20 protein-coding genes are annotated in these 22462 nt (G+C 74.1%); 10 read left to right on the forward strand and 10 right to left on the reverse strand.

The annotated features are described in order from the left end of the window. Positions 1-97 precede the first annotated feature (97 nt). Both menC and ACSU6L_RS01130 read right to left on the reverse strand, forming a co-directional pair. Entirely contained in the window at positions 98-1207 is a 1110-nt protein-coding gene (gene menC, locus ACSU6L_RS01125; protein ID WP_437052595.1) for an o-succinylbenzoate synthase, read from the reverse strand. Continuing rightward, entirely contained in the window at positions 1204-2055 is an 852-nt protein-coding gene (locus ACSU6L_RS01130) for a chorismate synthase (protein WP_437052597.1), read from the reverse strand. The genes menC and ACSU6L_RS01130 overlap by 4 nt, the downstream gene beginning before the upstream one ends. A gap of 102 nt (positions 2056-2157) precedes the next feature. Here ACSU6L_RS01130 and ACSU6L_RS01135 point away from each other — a divergent pair, with 102 nt between their 5' ends. Continuing rightward, positions 2158-3723 (forward strand): PucR family transcriptional regulator, encoded by a 1566-nt coding sequence (locus ACSU6L_RS01135; protein WP_437052599.1) that lies wholly within the window; start codon positions 2158-2160, stop codon positions 3721-3723. A 21-nt stretch (positions 3724-3744) separates the two neighbouring features. On the opposite strand, the gene dapE is transcribed toward ACSU6L_RS01135, so the two are convergent. Continuing rightward, positions 3745-4851 carry a succinyl-diaminopimelate desuccinylase gene (gene dapE, locus ACSU6L_RS01140; protein WP_437052601.1) on the reverse strand — a complete coding sequence of 369 codons (1107 nt, stop codon included), beginning with the start codon at positions 4849-4851 and terminating at the stop codon, positions 3745-3747. A 141-nt stretch (positions 4852-4992) separates the two neighbouring features. On the opposite strand from dapE, the gene ACSU6L_RS01145 reads away from it, so the two are divergent. Then, complete coding sequence (locus tag ACSU6L_RS01145; protein ID WP_437052603.1) at positions 4993-5754, forward strand: aminoglycoside adenylyltransferase family protein; 762 nt, start codon at positions 4993-4995, stop codon at positions 5752-5754. A gap of 6 nt (positions 5755-5760) precedes the next feature. On the opposite strand, the gene ACSU6L_RS01150 is transcribed toward ACSU6L_RS01145, so the two are convergent. After that, positions 5761-7041 carry a phospholipase D-like domain-containing protein gene (locus ACSU6L_RS01150; protein WP_437052605.1) on the reverse strand — a complete coding sequence of 427 codons (1281 nt, stop codon included), beginning with the start codon at positions 7039-7041 and terminating at the stop codon, positions 5761-5763. A gap of 81 nt (positions 7042-7122) precedes the next feature. Further along, on the reverse strand, positions 7123-8289 hold the full coding sequence (locus ACSU6L_RS01155) for an FAD-dependent monooxygenase (RefSeq protein WP_437064714.1): 1167 nt from the start codon (positions 8287-8289) through the stop codon (positions 7123-7125). A gap of 111 nt (positions 8290-8400) precedes the next feature. Here ACSU6L_RS01155 and ACSU6L_RS01160 point away from each other — a divergent pair, with 111 nt between their 5' ends. Continuing rightward, the gene (locus tag ACSU6L_RS01160) at positions 8401-8967 is read left to right on the forward strand and encodes a TetR/AcrR family transcriptional regulator (protein ID WP_437052607.1); all 567 of its coding nucleotides are present in this window, start codon (positions 8401-8403) and stop codon (positions 8965-8967) included. On the opposite strand, the gene ACSU6L_RS01165 is transcribed toward ACSU6L_RS01160, so the two are convergent. Continuing rightward, entirely contained in the window at positions 8964-9422 is a 459-nt protein-coding gene (locus ACSU6L_RS01165) for an SRPBCC family protein (RefSeq protein ID WP_437052609.1), read from the reverse strand. The two genes, ACSU6L_RS01160 and ACSU6L_RS01165, sit on opposite strands and share 4 nt — an antisense overlap. Positions 9423-9734: 312 nt before the next feature. Between ACSU6L_RS01165 and ACSU6L_RS01170 the strand changes: the two genes are divergently transcribed. From ACSU6L_RS01170 to ACSU6L_RS01195, 6 genes are all read left to right on the forward strand, one after another. Continuing rightward, complete coding sequence (locus ACSU6L_RS01170; protein WP_365517753.1) at positions 9735-10007, forward strand: hypothetical protein; 273 nt, start codon at positions 9735-9737, stop codon at positions 10005-10007. 94 nt (positions 10008-10101) lie between these two features. After that, a complete protein-coding gene (locus ACSU6L_RS01175) occupies positions 10102-11643 on the forward strand; it encodes a hypothetical protein (RefSeq protein WP_437052611.1) in 1542 nt (513 codons plus the stop codon). Positions 11644-11806: 163 nt separating this feature from the next. Further along, positions 11807-13609 (forward strand): VanW family protein, encoded by a 1803-nt coding sequence (locus tag ACSU6L_RS01180; protein ID WP_437052613.1) that lies wholly within the window; start codon positions 11807-11809, stop codon positions 13607-13609. A 42-nt stretch (positions 13610-13651) separates the two neighbouring features. Next, positions 13652-14215 carry a PadR family transcriptional regulator gene (locus ACSU6L_RS01185; RefSeq protein ID WP_437052615.1) on the forward strand — a complete coding sequence of 188 codons (564 nt, stop codon included), beginning with the start codon at positions 13652-13654 and terminating at the stop codon, positions 14213-14215. A gap of 86 nt (positions 14216-14301) precedes the next feature. Next, complete coding sequence (locus ACSU6L_RS01190) at positions 14302-14883, forward strand: sugar O-acetyltransferase (protein ID WP_437052617.1); 582 nt, start codon at positions 14302-14304, stop codon at positions 14881-14883. Between the two features lie 10 nt (positions 14884-14893). Beyond that, positions 14894-15487, forward strand: coding sequence for a TetR/AcrR family transcriptional regulator (locus tag ACSU6L_RS01195; protein ID WP_437052619.1), 594 nt, complete (start codon positions 14894-14896; stop codon positions 15485-15487). Positions 15488-15506: 19 nt separating this feature from the next. Here ACSU6L_RS01195 and ACSU6L_RS01200 read toward each other — a convergent pair whose 3' ends face one another. The 4 genes from ACSU6L_RS01200 to ACSU6L_RS01215 all read right to left on the reverse strand — a co-directional run bounded on the left by ACSU6L_RS01200 (position 15507) and on the right by ACSU6L_RS01215 (position 19810). After that, a complete protein-coding gene (locus ACSU6L_RS01200) occupies positions 15507-16565 on the reverse strand; it encodes an ACP S-malonyltransferase (protein ID WP_437052621.1) in 1059 nt (352 codons plus the stop codon). Further along, complete coding sequence (locus ACSU6L_RS01205) at positions 16562-17842, reverse strand: beta-ketoacyl-[acyl-carrier-protein] synthase family protein (RefSeq protein ID WP_437064715.1); 1281 nt, start codon at positions 17840-17842, stop codon at positions 16562-16564. The genes ACSU6L_RS01200 and ACSU6L_RS01205 overlap by 4 nt, the downstream gene beginning before the upstream one ends. Positions 17843-17844: 2 nt before the next feature. After that, entirely contained in the window at positions 17845-18120 is a 276-nt protein-coding gene (locus tag ACSU6L_RS01210) for an acyl carrier protein (RefSeq protein WP_437052623.1), read from the reverse strand. A 265-nt stretch (positions 18121-18385) separates the two neighbouring features. Then, the gene (locus tag ACSU6L_RS01215; RefSeq protein WP_437052625.1) at positions 18386-19810 is read right to left on the reverse strand and encodes a phytoene desaturase family protein; all 1425 of its coding nucleotides are present in this window, start codon (positions 19808-19810) and stop codon (positions 18386-18388) included. A 128-nt stretch (positions 19811-19938) separates the two neighbouring features. Here ACSU6L_RS01215 and ACSU6L_RS01220 point away from each other — a divergent pair, with 128 nt between their 5' ends. Continuing rightward, the gene (locus tag ACSU6L_RS01220; RefSeq protein ID WP_437052627.1) at positions 19939-22446 is read left to right on the forward strand and encodes an ATP-dependent Clp protease ATP-binding subunit; all 2508 of its coding nucleotides are present in this window, start codon (positions 19939-19941) and stop codon (positions 22444-22446) included. Positions 22447-22462: the final 16 nt, after the last annotated feature.

Here is a 22462-nt window from a genome sequence, read left to right on the forward strand (position 1 = left end):
ACGGGGTCATCGGAGGCCGCGGGCGGTGGTCCTCCGGGGACCGCCGCCCGCCGAGCCGAGCCTTGCACCGCGTCCTAAAGCCGCCGCGCACGGTGGCTCAGCCGCCGAACAGCACCCGTCTGCCGGTGGTGAAGCGGCGCAGGGTCTCCGGCAGCGGCCGTACGCCGATGCCGGGTGAGGCCGGCACGGTGAGGTGGCCGTCGCGCAGGACGAACGGTTCGGTGACGTCCTCGGCGAAGTACCGGCTGGAGGCCGAGGTGTCGCCGGGCAGGGTGAAGCCGGGCAGGGCCGCGAGCGCCAGGTTGGGGGCGCGTCCGATGCCGGTCTCCAGCATGCCTCCGCACCAGGCGGGGACGCCGTGTGCCGCCGCGACGTCGTGGACGCGCCGGGCCTCCAGGTAGCCGCCGACCCGGGCGGGTTTGACGTTCACGACCCGGCAGGCGTCCATGGCGATGGCGGAGGCGGTGTCCCGGGCGGAGTGCAGGGACTCGTCGAGGCAGACGGGTGTGGCGATCCGCTGTTGCAGCAGGGCGTGCGCGTGGAGGTTGTTCTCCTCCAGGGGCTCCTCGATGAGCAGCAGTCCGAACTCGTCGAGCATGCGGAGGTGTTCGGCGTCGGCGAGGTTGTAGGCCGTGTTGGCGTCGACCTGGAGGGGGAGCCCGTCGCCGAAGCGTTCGCGCACGGCCCGTACGGGTTCGACGTCCCAGCCCGGCTCTATCTTCAGCTTGATGCGCAGGTAGCCCTCGGCGAGGTAGCCCTCGACCTCGTCGAGGAGTGCGGGCACGGAGTCGCGGATGCCGACCGAGACCCCGGCGGGCACCCGGTCGCGGACGGCGCCGAGGAAGGTGGCCAGCGGCATGTCGTGGGCCCGCAGTTCGGCGTCGAGCACGGCGGTTTCGAGGGCGGCCTTGGCCAGCTCGTGGCCCTTGATCTTCGCGAGCGCGGGGGCGAGCGCGGCGGTGGTGAGCCGGGGCAGGGCGGCGGCTCGGGGCAGCAGGAAGTCGCGCAGCACGATCTCGGCTCCGGCGACGAACTCCGAGCAGTACAGCGGTTCCGGGTCGGCCGCGAACTCGGACCAGCCCTCCGCCTCGTCGGTGACGACGTGCAGCAGGAAGGTGTCCTTGCTGGTCATGACGCCGAACGAGGTACGGAACGGGGTGACGAGGGGGACGGCCACATGGAGGAGTTCCACGCGTTCGAGCTTCATCGGGGACCGGCCTCCTCGCCGCCTCGGGTCAGGGTGTACCAGCCGTCGCGGCTCATCCCGGTCACGGTGAAGCCCTCGGCGAACGCCTCGGTGAACACCTCCCGGACGGCGTGCCGCCAGCGCCGGGCCAGCGCGGGGTCGGCGGCGCGGAGCGCGACGGCGTCGGCGGGCACCCGGCACCGGACGTGCCGGTCGCCGGCGTCCCGCCCGGCCAGCGGTCCGCCGTCGGGGGCGCGGTGCGTGGTCCGGGAGGGCGGCGTGTCCAGCGGGGTCCCGGGGTCGGCGGGGCGGGGGGTGAGGAGGTCCCAGGTCACGGTGAGCCGGTCGCTCTCGTCGCCGTCGTTCACGCCGTCGGCCATGGGGCCGTAGAAGTCGACGAGGTACTCGGTGCCGGTGGCGCCCAGTTTGGCCAGGTTGAAGCGGGCGTTGCGGCCCACCAGGGGGTCGAACGTCCAGCGCATGGTGCGGGCGCCCCGTTCCAGTGCCCATACCCGCTGGGCCTGCTTGACGGCGTGGCCGACCCCGCGGTCGCTGGCGGCGGCCGCGGCCACCAGCGAGTACGAGTCCCGCCGCTCGGGCTCCCCCGGGACGACCACCGACGCGCCGGCCAGCCGGGCCCCGTCGTGGGCCGCGTGCACCGCGCCTCCGGCGTGCACCAGGCTGTGCAGCACCTCGGCCGGGTAGGGCGGGGTGCTGCGGGGTGTCTTCCAGACGTCGCAGAAGAAGTCGGCCACCTCGGCGATGCCGGCCACGTCGTCGACGGGGCGCAGGGTGACCCCGGCCGCGCGGGCGGCGCCCGCGGCGAGGTCGCGGATCGCGGCCGGGACGGAAGTCGTCACTCGTGTCATGGCTCAGAGTCTGTGATCTCCCCTCCCCGTCCGCCTTGGCCTCCCGCACAAGACGGCCGTAAGGTCATGGTGAGATCGGCCAATCCGGAGTGGGGCGCAGCCGTGGTGGAAGCCTGTACGCTCGCCGAGCTGCTCGACACCCTCGGCGGCTCCACCGTGCGGCTGCTCGTCGCGCCCGCCGGCGGGACGGCCGTCCCGGTGCGCGAGGTCGTCCTGTACGACCCGCACGTGCCGCTGCCCCGCTCCCCCGGCGCTCTGCTGCTGGCCGTCGGCGTGCGCGCGGGCGCCGCCGGGCCGCTGGTGCGGGACGCCGCCGGGGCGGGCATGGCGGGGCTGGTGGTGCGGGGGGACGAGGGGCCGGTCGCGGAGGCGGAGGCGCACGGCCTGGCCCTGCTCGGCGTCGCCGGGGACATCGCCTGGCATCAGGCGCATCTGCTGCTGGCCGCCGCCGTCGGGGCGCGGCCGTCGCCGGTGGGCAGCGACGCGGCGCTCGGCGACCTGTTCTCCCTGGCGGACGCCGTGGCCGCCTCGGCGGGCGGCGCGACCGCGATCGAGGACCGGCGCCAGCGCATCCTCGCCTACTCGACGGTGGCCGGGCAGGCCGTCGACGAGGACCGCCGTCAGGGCATCCTCGGCCTCCAGGTGCCGGACAGCCCCGAGAACACCGAGCAGTACCGGCTGTTGTTCGCCGCCGACGGCCCCGTCCGGCTGCCCGCGCTGAGCGGCGACGGCCTGCCCCGCCTGGCGGTCGCGGTGCGCGCCGGAGGCGAGACGCTGGGCTCGCTGTGGGTGGTCGACGACGGGAGTCTGGCGCCGGACGCGGAGGACGCCCTCGTTCAGGGTGCCTCGACGGCGGCGCTGTTGCTGCTGCGGGCGCGGGCGGCGCAGGAGCTCGCCCGGCATCAGCACGGCGAGCTGCTGCGCCGGCTGCTCGACGGCACCGCGGACCCGGCGACGGCCGGCCACCGGCTGGGTTTCGGAGAGGGTGCGGTGCGGGTGGCCGCGTTCGCCCTGGAGGCCGCGTCGGCCACGCCGGACGGGGAACAGACCGCGCTGCGGCTGCTTGACCTCGTACGGCTGCAGTGCGAGGCGCGCTACGGGCGGCGGGCGTGCGTGCTCGCCGACGGCGTCGTCTACGCCCTCCTGCCGGCCGCCGGGGAGCGGGGCGCGGAGCGGCACCGGCGGTTCGCCGAGGGCGTCGTGCGGCAGGCGGGGCAGGCGCTGCGGGCGCCCGTGCGGGCCGGGCTCGGCGAGGTGGTGGCCTTGGAGGAGGCCGGGGCGTCCCGCGCGGACGCCGATCTGGTGCTGCGCGTCCTGGGCGACGACCGGCCGGTGGCGACGGTGGACGAGGTCCGGCCGCGGGTCGCCCTGCTGCGGCTGTCCGAGGTCATGGCGGAGCGGCGGGAGCTGAGCGCGGGCGCGTGGCGGCGGGTGCTGGCGTACGACGAGCGGCACGGCACCGAGTACGCCCGCACCCTCGTCTGCTGGCTGGACGCCGGATGCGACATGGCGGGTGCCGCACGGCTGCTCGCCGTGCACCCCAACACCTGCCGCTACCGGCTCAAGCAGGTCCGGCAGCAGCTCGGCATCGATCTGGAAGACCCCGACGAACGGCTGGTGCTGTGGCTGCAGTTGCGGACGCTGGGCGGCCTGACCGGCGGTGGCTGACCGGGCGGCGGGTGCGGTCGTTCACCCCGTCCCGGCGAGCCAGTCGCGCAGCCGCCGTTCGCACTCCCGCAGGTGCGCGACCGGTACGTACTCGCCGGCCGTGTGGGCCAGCGACGGATCGCCGGGGCCGTAGTTGAGCGCGGGCGTGCCGAGTGCGGTGAAGCGGGCGACGTCGGTCCAGCCCAGCTTGGGGCGCGGCGTGGCGCCCAGGGTCTCGACGAGGGAGGCCACGGCGTCCTGGTCGAGGCCGGGGAGGGCGCCGGGTACCGCCTCGGTGACCTCGATGCGGAAGTCGGGCTCGGGGAAACGGTCGGGCGGGAGCAGCGCGCGCAGGTACTCCTCGGCCTGCTCGGGGGTGCGGCTCGGCGCGAAGCGGGCGTTGACGGTGACGACGCACTCGTCGGGGACGACGTTCCCGGCCACCCCGCTGCGCACGGCGACGGCGTTGAGCCCTTCGCGGTAGGTGAGGCCGTCGATCACGACCCGTTCCGGGGTGTGCTCGGCGAGCCGCTGGAGGACGGCCGCGGCACGGTGCGCGGCGTTGACGCCGGTCCAGGCCCGCGCGGTGTGGGCGCGCGCGCCGCGTACGGTGATGTCGGCCATCAGGACGCCCTGGCAGCCGGCCTCGACACCGGCGTCGGAGGGCTCCATGAGCACCGCGAGGTCGGCTTCGAGAAGGCTGGGGCGTTCGGTGGCGATGCGGTGCAGGCCGTTGCGGTCGCCCTCGACCTCCTCGCACTCGTAGAAGACGTACGTCACGTCGCGGTCGGCGGGCACGGGCACGGTGGCCGCGAGGCGCAGGGCGACGGCGACGCCGCCCTTCATGTCGCAGGCGCCCAGCCCGTACAGCAGCTCCCCGTCCAGGCGGGACGGCAGGTTGCCGGCGGCGGGCACGGTGTCGAGGTGCCCCGCGATGATCACCCGCTGCGGGCGGCCCCGGTCCGTGCGGGCCACGACGGAGTTGCCGACGCGCTCCACCGTCAGCCAAGGCAGTCGCCGCAGCGCGTGCTCGACGGCGTCGGCGAGACGTGCCTCCGCACCGCTCTCGGAGGGGATGTCGACGAGGGCGCGGGTCAGGGCGACGACGTCGGCGGTGAGGTCGAGCGGGGGGCCGGGGTGAGGGCTCATCGTGGCTGCTCCAGGGGTCCAGGTGCGTGGACAGTCCCCGATGATGCGGAACGACGGGCCGGCGGCGGTGCGCGCATCGGCCAGAATGAGCCCCCGGCCTTTGGCTGATCTCCCAACGCGGTCGGTGCGGATACTGGTGCGATGGATCAACTGCGGCGGCTGATGGGACTGGTCGACGGCGTGCTGGGCCCCGGGCTCGTGGGGGCGTACCTCCATGGGTCCGCGGTGCTGGGCGGGCTGCGGCCGGCCAGCGATCTGGACGTCTTGGTGGTGTGCGAACGGCCCATGGACGGCCGGCGACGGCGGGGGCTGCTCGACGGGCTGCTGGCCGTCTCGGGTGCCGGCTCGCCGGGCGGGCCCCGGCCGGTCGAACTCACCGTCGTGGTCCGCTCCGAGGTCTGCCCGTGGCGCTGGCCACCGGTCGGCGACTTCCTCTACGGCGAGTGGCTGCGCGACGAGTTCGAGGCGGGCGCGCTGCCCCGGCGCCGGCCCATGCCGGACCTCGCCGTGCTGATCACGATGGTCCTGTCCGGCGATCACCCCGTCACCGGACCGCCGCCCGCACGGATCCTCGACCCCGTCCCGCACGCCGACCTGGTCCGGGCGATGACGGCGGGCCTGCCCGCACTGCTGGACGACCTGGACGCCGACACCCGCAATGTCGTGCTGACGCTGGCACGCGTCTGGACCACGCTCGCCACCGGCGAGATCCGGCCGAAGGACGCCGCGGCCGACTGGGCGCTCGCCCGGCTCCCCCCGGAGCACCGCCCGGTGCTGGAGCACGCCCGTCGGCTGTATCTCGGCTCCTCCTACTCGGAGAAGAGCTGGACCGAGGAGCTGAGGGCGGGGGTGCGTCCCCTTGTGGAGGCCGTGCTCACCGAGATCCGCCGGCAGCGGCCGTAGCGGCCCTCACCCGCCGCAGGCCGTGCGGATGCGGTAGAACGCGCTGAGGTAACTCGCGTGGTGGGCGGCGGAGATGATCCGCACCATCGCCTCGTCGGCCGAGCGCAGCGACGACCCGGTCAGGTTGGCGCTGCCGGTGTAGACGCGCGGGGTGAGGTCGCCGCCGACGTCGCCGTCGATCAGCATCTGCTTGTTGTGCGGGCGGACGTCGATGCCCGGGCCGTTGGGGATGCGGCAGCGGCGGTGCTGGATGCCGGCGGCGTCGAGCTCGGCGGTGACGGCGCTGTCGGTCTCGGCGTAGAGGATGTCGATCCAGCATCCCCGGCCGCGCAGCTCGGCCAGCTTGTCGGCGACCTGGGCGCGCGAGCGGTAGAAGGTGTACGTGACGATGCGGATGTCGGTCGAGCGCTGCTGCCCGCCCGCGTCGGTGTGGGAGCACCGGATCCCGTTCAGCGCCTGGACGATGACGTCGGAGGCCGGGTTGTTGTAGGAGCTGTCACCGAGCGGGAAGAAGTACGCGCGGTAGGCCGAGCCGGGCGGGGTCGAGAAGTACGCCCTGTTGTCGCCTCCGGCGAGGGTGCGCCCCTGCCGGAGCCGGTCGTGGTAGGTGACGTACCCGTCGTACACGGCGCTGTCCGTGAAGGTGACCGCGTCGTTGAAGGACTCGTCCTTGTACCACTGGGAGAGGTTCGAGGACGTCTGGAAGACGACCTTCGAGTAGCTGCTGCCGTCGTCGAAGGGCCCGATCCTGGAGAAGACCAGGAACTTGTTGTGGCTGTACGCCGGTTCGGGCGGGGCGACGCCCAGGCAGCCGCGCCGGACGTCGTCCACGCCGTCGGGGTCCTCGAACCGGTCGTCGCAGACGACGATCCAGGAGCGGGCGGCGGTGTCGGTGCCGAGCGCCGCCTTCAGCGACGCGTAGGGGGCGTTGGCGTACTCGTCGCCGTCGGCGTCGACATAGGTCGAGTCGTCGACGACGAGCCGTACGTCGACTCCGCGCCGGTGGGCGGCGATCAGCGCGTCGGCGACCTCCCGGTCGTTGAACTCGTACACCGAGCCGCGGATCCGCGCCCCGGCCGGTGTCCCGGCGATCAGCCGGACGAGCTGGGTGAAGATCGCCTTCCGCTGCGCCGTCGTACCCATCGGGTCGTTGAACACCGGGCCGCCGATAACCGGCTTGGGTGCCGCGGCCGCCGGTGAGCCGCCGGCCAGCAGGAGGGCGGCGACCAGCGAGAGGACCACGGCGAGGGACAGCGGCACGGCACGGGCGGTGGGCGAGGCAGTCATGGGAGCGAGCTTTCCTCGCCTCCCGCCGGCGCGCCTGCGACTCGGTGTCGAGTTCATTCGGACGGCCGACAGACGACGTCCTCAGCCGAGCGCGGGCGGAGTCCAGTCCGCGTGCCGCAGGATGGCGCGCAGCGTCGCCCCGGACGGTGCCAGCCGCATGGCGGTGTCACGCAGCGAGGTGGCCAGGGGGTGGCGCAGTTGCTGGCCCATACGGCCGGCTCGGCGGGCGGCGCGGGCCACGGACTGGCTGCGGGGCCGGCGTTCGGCGTCGTAGCGGGCCAGAGCCGCGGCCACGGTGGGTTCCGTGGCGAGGGCGGCGGTCAGGGTGACCGCGTCCTCGAGGGCTTGGCAGGCGCCCTGGCCGAGGTTGGGGGTCATGGCGTGGGCGGCGTCGCCGAGGAGCGCGATCCGGCCGGTGGTGAAGGACGGCAAGGGGGTGGCGAGTTCGTGGATGTCGTGGTGAAGGACGGCGTCGGGGCGGGTCGCGTCGAGCAGTTCGGGGACCGGGTGGTGCCAGTCGGCGAACCGGTGGCGCATCGCGGCCAGCGCGTCGGTGTGCCGTACGCCGGGCGGTGAGTTGAGCACGGCGTGCCACTCGGCCCGGCCGTCGGTGAAGGCGATGTGCCCGAACTCGGCGCCCCCGCCCCAGGTGATCTCGAAGTCGCTGTCGAGGTCGACGGGGTGCTCGGTGATGGCGCGCAGGACCGTCGACCCGCTGTAGACGGGGCCGGGATGGTGCGGGAACAGGCGGGCGCGCAGCCGGCTGTTGACGCCGTCGGCCGCCACGACCAGGTCCGCTTCGAGGACGCCGTCCGGGACGGTCACCGTCAGCCGGTCGGGGGTGGTGTGGCCGACCGAGGTGACCTCGGCGCCGACGAGCAGGCGGTCCGGGGGCAGGGCGGCGCGCAGCAGACGGTGCAGTTCGGCACGCGGGATGCCGACGATCGGGGTGCCCAGTTCGCGTTCGAGGGCCGCTCCGTCCATGCGGGCCAGCCAGGCACCCTTGGGGGTGCGGGTGCCTCCGGTGTACTGCGGGCGCGCCGCGGCACGCACGGCCGCGCCGACGCCGAGGGCGTCCAGGGCGCGCAGTCCGTTGACGTGCAGGGAGATGCCGGCTCCTACGTCGGCGAGGGTGGCGGCGCGTTCCACCACCGTCACCCGCCAGCCGATGAGCCGCAGGCCGACGGCGGCGGCCAGCCCTCCGATGCCGCCACCGACCACCACCGCGCTGCCGCCCGCGTCCCGCATGTCCTGGTCCCCCTTCTTCCGGGCGCGCTTCACACGCCGGGTTTCTACACCTGTAGAAGCCTCTCCGGACGCAGAAGATACTCCCGCTCTCTACAGGTGTAGAAATGGGGGGTGGCCACCGATCGACGCACCCTCCTCGCCGACGCCGCCGTCAGCGTGCTCGCCGAGCACGGCATACGGGGTCTGACCCATCGCGCCGTGGACCGGGCGGCGCGGCTCGCGCCCGGCACCACCTCCGCGTACTACCGCACCCGTCAGGCGCTGCTCACCGCACTGGTCCGGCGCCTGGTCGCCCTGGACCAGGCGGAACTCCAGGAGGCCGGCGACGCGACACCGGCACCGCGGGACGCGGCGGAACTGGCCGCCCGCATCGCCGCGTTCTGCGAGCGGCGGCTGAGCGGGGAGGGGCGGCGGCGCTCCCTCGCCCGCTACGCGTGCGCCATCGAGAGCGTGCATCACCCCGAACTGCGCGAGATCCTCGTACCGCGCGAGAACGCGGCGCTGAACCTCGTACGCGACTTCCTCGCCGCCCAGGGGGTCCCCGACCCTGCGGAACGCACCGTCACCCTGCTGACCTGCGTGGACGGACTGGTCTTCGACCGCCTGGTCGGCGGCGGGGACGCCGTCCCGGAGCAGGAGATCCGCAGGCTCGTGGAAGGGGTCCTGCGGGCCGGTTAGCCGACACCGGCGCCGGCGGTCTCGTGCTCGCGTACCGCGATCCTGGCCAGCTTCGTGAGCATCATGCCGTTGCGGATCGCGACGACGTAGTCCACGGGGAGTCCGTGCATCCGGGTGCCGGGGCCTCGCAGGGGGTGCCAGTCGAGTTCGAACAGCGTGTTCTCGCCCCAGGGGACCAGCCGCATGGCGATGCGGGCCGCGCCGAAGGGGTCCGCCTTCGCCTCCAGTTCCAGCCGGCGTTCGGGCTCGCAGATCCGCACGACGCAGGTGTCGTCGAGGGTCAGGGCACCGAATCCGACGCGGACGCGCAGCCGGGCGCCCACGTCCGGCCAGTCCGGGTCCGCGTCGAGCACCTGCCTGGTGCCCGTCACCCACTCCCCGTAGCGACGGCCGTCGGACAGCAGGCTCCAGACCTCGGACGGCGAACTCAGGATCAGACGGCGGTTCCGGGCCACGTCGGCCACGCTCCTTCCGGAGTGCGGGGAGGCTGCGAGCCTGCTCAGCGCGCTCCTCGCAACGTAGCCGCGCGGTACGGGGCGAGCACCCGGGACGGCGGGCCGGCCCAGCCGTCGGCGGCGTGCGGCGAGCGGGGGTGACCTGGCGCGATCGGGGCCCCGGCCGGTCGCGGGCCACCGCTCGTCCGACCAGGTGACCCCCGGTGACGGACCGTTCCCGGGACGTCCACTTCCGGTTCACGACCGCCCCGAGAGGATGACCCTGCGCCCTGTCGGCGCGCGCCGACGGGCGTTGCTTCTTACGATCGCGGCGTGGCACATACCTTCGACGAACTGGTCGAGATGCAGCGCGCGGCCGACCAGGCCCACAACCGGGTCGAGGAGCTGCGGGCCCAGTACGGGTCGCCGACCCAGCCGGGCGGCTGGTCCGCGCGCCAGACCGAGACCTACGAGACGGCGTGGCGTGCCTGGCGGGATCTGGCCCGCGACATGCAGGGCGCGGTCACCGAGTACGCGGCCGCGACGCGGGCGCCGCGGCGCGAGGTGGAGGAGGAGCTGAGGAAACAGGTCCGGTCCTCGGAGTGAAGTGACGTCGGAGTGACGTCACCCGCCGGGAGCGGGCCGGGCGCCGGTCCGGAATTCGCGCGCCGCTGTGCGCGCGACACGGCAGGATGCACCCGTGCATCACCTGCTGTGCGGGCTCGCCGCCAATCCCGCCCTGCCGGGCGCGCTGATCGACCGGCTGATCGGCCTCGCGGACGACGACGTCGACTGGGCCCTCGCCCGCCGAGTGGACCTCGGCCGGGCGCGGGCCGTCGCGCTGTCCCGGCGTGACGCGGCGATCGCGGTACGGCTCGCGTACTCGGGCGGGCTGACCGCGGCCGACGTCGATCCGGTGGCCCGGCCGGGGGCCGCGCCGACGCTCCTGGACGAGGGGGCGGGCAGCCCGGAGTGGGCACGGCGCCTCGCCGCCGATCCGGTCGTCGAGCACCGGGAGAAGCTGGCGGCGTGTCCCGGTCTGCCTCCGGACGTGACGGACGCGCTCGCCGCCGACCGCGAGATACGCGTCGTGACGGAGCTGGCGCTGTGGACGACGTCCTCAGAGGTGGCCGCCCGGCTCGCCGGGCATCCGCACGCCGAGGTGCGCAGCGCGGTCGCGGCCAACGAGGCGACACCGTCGGCGGTGCTGGGGGCGCTGGTCACAGGTGACGGGCTGCCGCCCGCGCGGTGGTGCCTGGTCTGCGACCGGGAGGCCACGCCGTTCGCGCACGATCCGCACTGCGACCGGCCGGGCTGCGAGCTGCCGTCCGGCGCCGTGTGCGACGGCGGGCACGAATCCACCGTCCACGGCATGTACGAACGGGCGCTGCGGAACCCGGCCACGCCCGCCGCCGCCGTCGTGGGCTTCGCCGAGCACCCCTCGCCGGTGCTGCGCTCCCTGCTCGCCGCCCGCCCCGACCTGCCGCGACCGGTGTACCGGCGCCTGACCCGCGACTCCTCCCCCGCCGTCCGCGCCGAGCTGGCGGAGAACCCGGCGACCGACGAGGCCCTGATCCGCGCGCTGGCCGAGGACCCCGGTCATGACGTGCGGCGCAGGCTGGCGCACCACCCGCGCGTGCCGCTGGACGTTCTCGCCGAGCTGGCCGACGCGACCAGGATCGGCCCGACGTCGCTGCCGCGTGTCGTCGCCGCCTCGCCCTCGGAGGTCGAGGAGCTGGCCGCGTCCCCCAATCCGACGCTGCGGATGCTCGTGGCCGCACGACGGGACCTGCCGCCCGAGATCCGCGACGCGCTCGCCGAGGACCCCGACGCGAAGGTGCTCGCCTCCATCGCCCCGCATCCCGGCCTCTCCGAGTCCCGGCTCCGCGCCATGACCGGCCGGCACGGGGCCCGGGTCATCGCCAGGGTGGCGGCCAACCCGGACGCGTCACCGGCCCTCCTGCACGACCTGGCCCGGCACCGGCCGACGGTACCCAAAGCGCTCCGCGAGATCGCCCGGCACCCCGCCGCCCCGGCCTCGGCGCTCCTCGCCTGCCTGGACGACCCACGAGCACGCCCCGTCGCAGCCGCCCACCCGGCTCTGCCGCCCCAGGTCGTCGTGGACCTCCTCACGGACGACGACGAACAAGTGGCCGAGGCCGCTGCCGCCAATCGCGCGCTGCCCGCGGCCGAGATGGCGCGACTGGTGTCCCTGGCGGACGCGGGGGCTGAGGCCTTCTGACGCGGCTCGGCCGGTGAGCGTCAGGACTGTGAATTCCGCCCTATATTCCCGATCCGAGACGGGAAGCTCCCGTTCTGTACCCACCTCTGGGTACCTTGGGTGACTGCCCGCGCCCAGTGCCGCGCCGTCGGGTGACCCCCCGCACACCTCGCCCAGGAGACTCATGCGCCCCCGAATACCCTCCGCCTCCCGCATCGCCTCCCTTCCGCCCGTCGCCCTGGCGGGCGGCGCGCTGGCCGTCGGTGTCGGCGGGCTGTATCTCACCGGGCTGCTGATCGCGGGCGGCGAGATCGAGGCGGGCACGACGGTGCGCGGTGTGGACATCGGCGGCCTGAACCACGACGCAGCCGTGCGGAAGCTGGAGCGGCACCTGTCCGCGGCCGGTTCCCGGCAGATCGCCGTCGAGGTCGGCGACGACCGGGACACGGTCGATCCGCGGCAGGCCGGGCTGGCCTTCGACGCCGAGGGGACCGTCGACCGGGCGGCGCACACCGGCCGCGACCCGTTCAGCGCCATCGGCGGACTGTTCGGCTCGGGCGGCCCCGTCGACCCCGTGGTGAGCGTGGACGAGGACAAGGCCCGGTCCGCGCTCGGCGAGCTGGCGAAGGCGCACGACCGGACGGCGCGTGACGGCGCCGTCACCTTCGCCGACGGCAAGGTCCGGGAGGTCACCCCGCGCACCGGGTCCGCGCTGGACGTGGACGCCGCCGTCGACACCCTGCGTTCCGCCTTCGAGCGCGCCGAGCGCGACCCGGTCACCGTCCTGCCCACCCGCGAGACGCAGCCGAAGGTCGACGCGGAGGAGGTGCGGCGGGCGGTGCGCGAGTTCGCGCGGCCGGCGATGTCGGCTCCCGTCACCCTCACCGCCGGCGGGCAGCGTTTCTCCGTCACCCCGGCGGTCCTGGGCGAGCACCTTTCGATGCGGCCCGACGACCACGGCACGCTGCGGCCGCAGATCGACGGCAAGGGACTGCTCGGCGCCCCGTCGGTGGCCGAGCCGCTGGCCAGGCTCCCCAGGACGGCCGAGAACGCCGAGCTGGGGCTCGACGGCGACAAGGCCGTGGTGACCGCCGACGGCCACCCCGCCGTGGAGGTCACCGACAAGTCGCTGAGCAAGGCCGTCATGCCCCTGCTGACCAAGTCCGGCGCCGCCCGCACCGGCGATGTCTCCGCGCGTACGGTCCAGCCAGAGCTGACCCGTGAGAACGCCTCCCGGCTGGGGCTGACGGAGAAGCTGTCCTCGTTCACCGTCAACTTCGAGCAGGCCGACTACCGCACGAAGAACGTGGGCCGGGCCGTGGAGCTGATCAACGGCTCCCTCGTCAAGCCGAACGAGACCTGGAGCTTCAACCGGACCGTCGGGGAGCGCACCGCGGCCAACGGTTTCGTCGACGGCATCATGATCCTCGACGACCAGTACAAGAAGGCTCCCGGCGGCGGTGTCTCGGCCGTGGCGACCACCGTCTACAACGCGATGTTCTTCGCCGGGGTCAAGCCTGTGGAGCACGGCGCCCACTCGTTCTACATCGAGCGCTACCCGGAGGGCCGGGAGGCCACGGTCGCCTGGGGCAGCCTCGACCTGAGGTTCACCAACGACACCGGCAACGCCGTCTACATCAAGGCCGAGTCCACCGAGACCTCCGTGACCGTCACCTTCCTCGGCACCAAGAAGTACGACGAGATCAAGTCGGTCAAGGGGCCGCGCACCAACGTGCAGGAGCCGACGCGGAAGGTGAGCACCGACAAGGAGTGCGTGCCGCAGACGCCGCTCGAGGGCTTCGACGTGACCGTGGAGCGGGTGTTCCGCAACGACGGCCGCGAGGTGCGGCGGGAGCCGTTCCGCACGCACTACACGCCGCGCAACGAGATCGTCTGCGGCACGGCCGACGGGCTCCCCGCGGAGACCGGCGGCACCCGGTCCAGCCTCCTGGAGCCGTCCTCCACGTTCATGGACCTGATCCAGTAGTCCACGATCTCCATAGTCAACGCGGTGCTATAGCGTGGCCCGATGGCACTGCGCAACGCTCTGATGGCCGCCCTCCTCAGGGGCGAGGCGTCCGGCTACGACCTCGCCAAGGAGTTCGACGCCGCCGTCGCCAACTTCTGGATGGCCACCCCCCAGCAGCTCTACCGCGAGCTGGAGCGCATGGAAGCCGACGGGCTCATCACGGCGCGGGTCGTCGAGCAGGAGCGGCGGCCCAACAAGCGCGTCTTCCGGCTCACCGAGGCCGGTCTGGAGGCCGTGCGCGCCTATGTCGCCGAGCTCCCCGGGAAGCCGACGGCGATCAGGGACGAGCTGATGGTGAAGGTCCAGTGCGCCGACGTGGGCGACCTGGAGGCCGTACGAGCGGCGGTCACCGAGCGGATGGAGTGGGCCGCCGCCAAGCTCGCCCACTACGAGCGGCTGCGGGCACGTCTGCTGGACGGGCGCACCGAGGACGAGTTCTTCGCCGAGGCCGAGCGGATCGGCCCCTACCTCACCCTGCTGCGGGGCATGTCCTTCGAGCGGGAGAACCTCCAGTGGGGCGAGATGGCCCTGCGCCGGCTCCGGCAGCGCGCGGCAGCGCACTGACGCGGGAGGTCCAACATGGAAGTGAGTGTACGGAGGCACCCCCGAGAGTGTACGAACGTACGCTTCGAAAATGTACGATCGTACGCATGGCCCAGGACCACTTCGCGGACGACCCCCGCAGCAACCTCGAACGCATGCTGGCCGGCGACCTCTACATCGCCGACGACCCCGAGATCGCCCGGCGTCAGCAGCACGCCATGCGGCTCGCCGCCCGCTACCAGGCCGCCTACACCGAGGACGCCGTCGCGGCCCGGCCGCTGCTCGCCGAACTGCTCGGCGCGGTCGGCGCCGACGTCGAGGTGCGCCCGCCGCTGTACGTCGACTACGGCAGCAACATCACCATCGGCGCCCGCACCTTCGTCAACTACAACCTGACCGCGCTGGACGTCGCGGCGATCACCATCGGCGAAGACTGCCAGATCGGCCCCAACGTCCAGCTGCTCACCCCGACCCACCCCCTGGAGCCGCAGCCGCGCCGCGACAAGCTGGAGGCGGCCCGTCCGATCACCATCGGCGACAACGTCTGGCTCGGCGGCGGCGCCATCGTCCTGCCCGGCGTGACCATCGGCGACAACTCCGTCGTCGGAGCCGGCGCGGTCGTCACCAAGGACGTCCCCGCGAACGTCGTGGTCGTCGGCAACCCCGCCCGCCCGGTCCGGGAGCTCTGAGGTTCCCCCGATGGCCACGGGACACGCGGATCCCCGGCGCCGCGAGCGCATCGTCGAGGCCACGCTCGACCTGATCGCCGAGGAAGGCCTGGCCGGCGTCTCCCACCGGAAGGTCGCCGCGCGCGCCGGGGTGCCGCTGGGGTCGATGACGTACCACTTCGGCGGCATGGACGAACTGCTCCGGGAGGCCTTCGGCCGCTTCACGGACCACATCGTCGGCGTGTTCGACGCCTACCTCGCCACCCCGGGCGACCGGGACCAGGCCCGGGAGGCGGTGGCCGATCTCGTGCACGCGCTCTCCGAGGGGAGCCGGCGCGACCTCGTCCTCACCCAGGAGCTGTACACGCTCGCGGCGCGCCGGCCCGCGTACCGGGAACTCACCCACGAGTGGATGCGCCGCAGCCGCACGCATCTGGAGAAGCACTTCCCCCCGGACACGGCACGTCAACTCGACGCCCTCATCGAGGGTCTGACGCTGCATCGCGCGCTGGCCCGCGAACCGCACGACCGGGCGCTGACCCTGGAGGCCGTCACCAGGATCACCACGCCCGGCCCGGATCCTCGTCAGGAGACACCTCACAGCCCCCGTGCGGCACAGGCCTGACCCCTGTGCCGCACGGGTCTCAGGAGGCGGTCCGGCACGCCGTGCCCGGGTCCGCGCCCGGGGCCGCGCCCGTTTGCGTGCCCAGCGCGGTGGCGAGGCGGTCGCGGACGCGGGCCGCGTCGGCGGGTGTGCGCAGGGGTGCGGCGGTGCGGCAGCCGGGCAGGTTGGCTTTGGCGAGGCCGCTCAGGAGGGCACGCGGCCCGCTGTCGATGAAGGTGGTGTAGCCCGCCCGGTGCAGGGCGCGCAGGGTGTGGTCCAGGGTCATGGGTGTGGTCAGGTGGGCCGCCGCGGCGCTGCGGAGCTGGGCGGGGGTCCGTGCGGGGCGGCCGGACGTGGCCGTGTAGACGGTGAGGGCGGGCGGGTCGACCGGCCGCCCGCGCAGGAGGCGGCGGTAGACGCGGTGGACATCGGTGAGGAGGGGGTGGTGGAAGGCGGTGCGGCTGGTGAGGAGGGTGGCGCGGTGGCCGTTGTCCTGGGCTGCCCGCCGGGCGGCGGCGAGTTCGCCGACGGGACCGGCGAGTACCGTCTGGGCTGGGGCGTTGCGGGCGGCGATCCGCACCTGGCGCAGGCCGCCGCCGGCGAGCAGGCGGGCGGTCTGGTCGGTGGTCATGTCGGTGGCGAGCAGGCCGGCCGCGGGCAGCGCCGCGTCGCGCAGCATCCGGTCGCGGACGCACAGCAGCCACGCGCCCTGGTGCACGCTGATCGCCCCGGCCACGGTGAGGGCGGCGAGGTCGCCCATGCTGTGGCCGAGCACGGCGTCGACGGGTGTGTGCAGGGACTCGAGCAGCGCGCCGGCCGAGGCGACGACCGCCGCGTAGGTGGCGAGGTCGAAGGCGAGTGGGTGCCGGGCCAGGAGTTCGTCGGGGCCGGGGGCGGCGGGGTCGGTGAGGAGGTGGCCCACCGGCGGTCCGGGGCGCCCCAGGGTGCTGGTCAGGGTGTCGACGGTGCGCAGCACGTCCCGTACCGCGGGCAGGTGGTGGAGGTGGCGGAGGGCGCCCGGGAGGTAGGCGCCCTGTCCCGGGCACATGAGCACGGTGCCGGGTGATCCGCCGGCGGGGGCGGGATCCTGACGGGTCATGAGGCGGTGCGGAAGGCCAGCGCAACGTTGTGGCCGCCGAACCCCATGCTGGTGCTGACGGCGGTCAGCGGCCCGGAGGGCAGCGGGACGGGTTCCGGGCCGACGACGTTCAGTTCGATCGCCGGGTCCAGGCGTTCCAGGGTGCAGTCGGGCGGCGCGGTCCGCTCGCGCAGGGCGAGCACCGTCATGACGGCCTCGATCGCTCCCGCGGCTCCCAGCGTGTGCCCGAGAGCGGCCTTGATCGCGCTGACCGGTACGTCGTCCAGCGCCTCCCCGAACACGCAGCGCAGCGCCTGCGCCTCGCCGAGGTCGCCGAGCGGCGTGGAGGTGGCGTGGGCGTTGATGTGCCGGACCTCGTCCGGGGCGAGCGCCGCGTCCTCCAGGGCCGCGGTGATCGCCGCTGCGCAGCCGGTTCCGCCGGGGGCGGGCTGGGCGACGTGATGGCTGTCGTTGGTGATGCCGGCGCCGGTCAGGTAGCCGTACACGCGGGCCCCGCGGGCCGCCGCGTGGGCGACGCTCTCCAGGACGAGGATGCCGGCGCCCTCCCCCATGACGAAGCCGTCGCGGTCGGCGTCGAAGGGGCGGGAGGCCCTTTTGGGGTCGTCGTGCCGCCGGGAGAGCGCCTGCAGGCGGGCGAACCCGGCGAAGGCGACCGGCACCAGAGCGGACTCGGTGCCGCCGGCGACCACCAGGTCGGCGTGGCCGGCCCGGATCATGGCGAGGGCCTGGGCGAGGGCTTCGGCGCCCGCGGCGCAGGCGCTGACCGGAGCGTGCACCCCGGACTTGGCACCCACCATCAGGCCCACCTCGGCGGCCGGGTGGTTGGGCAGCATCATCGGGATCGTGCGCGGAGCGACCCGGTCGGGCCCGCCTTCCTCCAGGCGCCGGTTCTGTTCCACGATGGTGCCGAGGCCGCCGAGTCCCACGCCCACGGTCGCGGCGACGCGGGTGCCGGCCGCGGCGAGTTCGGGCCTCTTGGGGAGTCCCGCGTCCCGCAGCGCCTCCTGGGCGGCCACCAGGGCGAGTTGGGCCGAGCGGTCGCAGTGCGCGGCCTTCGCGGGTGACAGCACCGACCGGGGGTCGACCGCCGCGATCGCGGCGAGGTGGACCCGCGCGGGCCCGTTCGGCGGGCCGATCTCGATACGGTCGATGCCGCACTTCCCGGCGAGCAGGGCCGTCCAGGTCGACGGCACGTCACCGCCGAGGGCGGTGGTCGCGCCCAGGCCCGTGATGGCGGCGACCGCGTTCCCGGGGGACGGATCGTGCGGGTGGCGCATGCTCACGAGGGCTCCCCGGCGGGCGCGGGTACGACGGTGGCGAGATGGTCGACGATCTGACGCACCGTCGCGAGCCGTTCGGCGTCCTCCACGGGAACCTCGATCTGCCAGTGGTCCTCGATGGCGGCGACCAGTTCCAGCCGGGCCAGGGAGTCGACGCCCAGGTCGTCCCGCAGCGAGCTGTCGAGCTCGACGTCCTCGACGGACAGGTCCTCGACCGTCGCCGCCAGCAGTTCCCGCACTACGTCGAACAGCTCGCGTTCCTCGGTGGTCGTCACGGGGGTTCCTCCTCCTGTGGGTCGGCGGGCGGGGCCGGGGGCAGTGGGCGTCGCCCGCTCCGGCGCTCTGCCGGTCGCATGCCGACAGCTTTTCCGAGCATCCGGAACGGCAAGCCGCACATGAGGAGGGACGAGGGAGCATCCGGTGCAGCGAAGGGGCGCCTCACCGACCGCGTCGGCCTCAGCACGCGTTCGGGCGCCCCGCCTGCCGGTCAGGGTGGTGTGCGGTTCGTGCGTAAAGGACGCCGGCGGTCACGCGGCCGTGTCAGGCGGGTGGGACGCCGAGGTGGCGCAGGGCCGATGCCGCCGCGCCGGCGCCGCACATGCCGTGGGCTCCGGCGCCGGGCGGGGTGGCGGCCGAGCAGAGGAGGACGCCGGGGACGCCGGTGGTGTAGGGGTCGAGTGACAGGCGGGCGCCGAGGACGAGCCGGCGGACGGTCTGGGCGCCGGTGAGAATGTCGCCTCCGGCGAAGTTCGGGTTCGCGGCGGCGAGGTCGGCGGGGCGGGTGACATGGTGCCCGACGACGCGTTCGCGGACGCCGGGGGCGAACCGCTCGATCTGCCGCAGGATCGCCTCGGTGGCGTCGCCGTCGTAGCCGTTCGGGACGTGGGCGTACGCCCACACGGGGTGTACGTCGCCGACCGAGCGGGACGGGTCGGCGAGGTACTGCTGGCCGACGAGGACGAAGGGCCGTTCGGGCATCCGGTCGGCCGTCACGTCCCGCTCCGCCCGTGCCACCTCGGCGAGCGGGCCACCCAGATGCACGGTGCCCGCGCGTCGGGCGTGCTCGTTCGTCCAGGGCACGCCACCCTCCACCGCGAGGTCGACCTTGAACGCGCCGGGGCCGCGACGGAAGCGCCGGTAGGCGGCGCGCACGCGGGGCGGGAGCCGGTCGCCGTAGATGCAGGCGACCTGGCCGGGGTCGAGGTCGAGGAGGGTCACGTCGGCGGGCGGGAGCCGGGTGTGGTCGGTGACGCGTACGCCGGTGTGGACGGTGCCGCCGTACCGGCGGAGCACGGCCGTCAGGGCGTGGGCGATGGAGCGGGAGCCGCCCTCGGCGACCGCCCAGCCGGCTGCGTGGCCCGAGGCGAGGAGGCCGAGGCCCACGGCCGAGGTGAACGGGTGGGAGAGCGGCCGGAACGCGTGCGCCGCGACGCCCGCCCACAGGGCCTGGGCGCGAGGGGTGCGGAACAGGCGGGCCAGGGCGGTGGCGGGCAGGGCGGTGGGCAGGCCGAAGCGGGCCAGCAGCAGCGGGTGGTCCGGGACGCGCAGCAGCGGTCCCATCACGTCCTCGGCGAGGGCGTCCCACCGGCGGGCCGACGGTGCGACGAGGGCCCGGTAGCGGTCGCCGTCGGCGCCGAGGCCGCGGGCGGTGTCCTCGACGGAGCGCAGCAGCACCCCGGCCGTGCCGTCGTCCAGCGGGTGGGCGCAGTCGACGTCGGGCCACCGCCAGCGCAGGCCGTGGTGTTCCAGGCCGAGGGAGCGGAACGCCGGGGAGGTGACCCCCATGGGGTGGATGGCCGAGCAGTGGTCGTGCAGCAGTCCGGGCAGGATCGCCTCGTGGCCGCGGGTGCCGCCGCCGACCTCGTCGGCCGCCTCCAGGACGGTGACCTCCAGGCCCGCCTTCGCCAGGAGGGCGGCTGCGGTGAGACCGTTCGGGCCGCCGCCCACGACGACCGCGGACGTCATGACGCCGGGTCCGGCTCGCTCAGTGGAATCACCCTTCCGCCGCACGGCACAGGCCGGTGAACAACGTTTCCCTCAGGCTAGGACCGTCGACCGCACCCGGCCAAGCAGGCTTGCACCTAGGAGCTCCCATGTCGATGGCGTTCGGTTCGTCCTTCGGTTCCGCCGATCCCTTCAGCGATCTGCTGAACCGGTTCTTCGGGATGTCGCCGGCGTCCTCTCCCCCGGCCGTGCAGCGGGTGCCGATCGGACGGCTCCTTACCGAGTCGTCGCGCGAACTCCTCGGCCTGGCCACCCGGAAGGCCGCCGACGACGGTACGTCCGACCTCGACACCGAGCACCTGCTGTGGGCGGCCACCCAGGTCGAACCGTCCCGCGGGGTGCTGTCCCAGGCCGGAGTGGACCCCGAGGCCCTGGCCGGTGAGATCGCCCGGGTGCTGCCCCGGGAGTCCGGTGAGCCGTCCGCCGAGCCCGGTCTGACCCCGGCCGCCAAGCGCACCCTCGCGGCCGCCTACGCGCACTCGCAGGCGGCGGGTGTCTCGTACATCGGCCCCGAGCACATCCTAGGCGCCCTCCTCGACGACACCGGGTCCGGGGCGGGGCGGTTCCTGCGCGCGGAGGACGTCGACGTGCGCGGGCTGCGCGGCCTCACGGAGCAGGCGCCGCTCCGGCCGGACGGCGCTCCGGCCGCCGCCGCTAAGCCGCCGTCCACGACGCTGGACGAGTTCGGCCGGGACCTCACCGAGGAGGCGCGGGCGGGCAGGCTCGACCCCGTCGTCGGGCGTGCCGAGGAGATCGAGCAGACGGTCGAGATCCTGTCGCGGCGGACCAAGAACAACCCCGTGCTCATCGGCGAGCCCGGCGTCGGGAAGACCGCCGTCGTCGAGGGGCTGGCCCAGCGCATCGTGGCCGGTGAGGTGCCCGGCATCCTGAAGGACAAGCGGGTGGTCTCCCTCGACCTGTCGGGCATGGTGGCGGGCGCGCAGTACCGCGGCCAGTTCGAGGAGCGGCTGAAGAAGGTCATCGAGGACGTCAAGGCGGCCGGCGGCGACATCGTCCTCTTCATCGACGAACTGCACACCGTGGTCGGCGCGGGCGCTGCCGGCGAGGGGGCGATGGACGCGGGCAACATGCTGAAGCCCGCCCTGGCGCGCGGCGAACTGCACGTCGTCGGCGCCACCACCATCGACGAGTACCGCAAGTACATCGAGAAGGACGCCGCCCTCGAACGCCGGTTCCAGCCCGTGCTGATCCCGGAGCCGACGGTCGAGGAGACCGTGCAGATCCTCGAGGGTCTGCGGGACGCGTACGAGGCCCACCACCAGGTCCGCTTCGCCGACGGGGCGCTCACCGCCGCGGCGGAGCTCTCCGACCGCTACGTCAGCGACCGGTTCCTGCCCGACAAGGCCATCGACCTGATGGACCAGGCCGGCGCCCGGGTGCGGTTGCGGGCCGCCGGCCGGTCCACCGAGGTCGTCGGCCTGGAGGGCCGCCTCGCCGAGCTGCGCCGCGAGAAGGACCAGGCGGTCGCGGCCGAGGACTTCGAGCGGGCCTCGGAGCTGAAGCGGCGGATCGCCGAGGCGGAGGGGGAGCTAGCGGGTGTCGAGGAGCGCCGCGAGGGCGTCGTCTCGGTCGCGGCGTCCGACATCGCCGACATCGTCTCCCGCCGCACCGGCATCCCGGTCTCCCAGCTCACCACCACCGAGCGGGAACGTCTCCTCAGGCTCGAGGAGGAGATGCACGCCCGGATCGTCGGCCAGGACGAGGCGGTCACCGCGGTCTCCCAGGCCGTGCGCCGCAACCGGGCGGGCATGGGCGACCCGAACCGTCCCGTCGGCTCGTTCCTCTTCCTCGGGCCCACGGGCGTCGGCAAGACGGAACTCGCCAAGACGCTCGCCGAGCTGCTGTTCGGCGAGGAGGACCGGATGATCCGCTTCGACATGAGCGAGTTCCAGGAGAAGCACACGGTGGCCCGGCTCGTCGGGGCGCCGCCCGGGTACGTCGGTTACGAGGAGGCCGGCCAGCTCACCGAGAAGGTGCGCCGGCAGCCGTACAGCGTGGTGCTGTTCGACGAGGTGGAGAAGGCGCACCCGGACGTCTTCAACACGCTGCTGCAGATCCTGGACGACGGGCGGCTCACCGACGGGCAGGGCCGCACCGTCGACTTCCGCCACTGCGTCGTCATCATGACGTCCAACATCGGCGCGCACCGCATCCTCGCCCACCAGGGCGACGCGGCGGAGCTGAAGGACGACCTGATGGAGGATCTGCGGGGGCGGTTCCTGCCGGAGTTCCTCAACCGCATCGACGACATCATCGTCTTCCACAGTCTGACCGAGCGGGATCTCTCGGAGATCGTCGAGCACCTGCTGGACCGCAGCAAGCACCGCGTCCACGCGCAGGGCCTGCGGCTGGAGGTCACCGAGGCGGCGAAGAAGCTGCTCGTCGCGCACGGCTACCAGCCGGACTTCGGCGCCCGCCCGCTGCGCCGCACGATCCAGGCGGAGCTCGACAACCGCGTCGCCTCCCTGCTGCTCGGCGGCGAGGCGGAGCCCGGTGACACGATCGTCGCCGACGTGGTGAAGGACTCGCTGCACTGCTCGATCCGCCGGGACGCCGGCCCGGCCGCGGCGTCCTGACGTTTGACCTCGAGTG

It is taken from the genome of Streptomyces sp. enrichment culture, assembly GCF_964272855.1.
GTDB lineage: Bacteria > Actinomycetota > Actinomycetes > Streptomycetales > Streptomycetaceae > Streptomyces.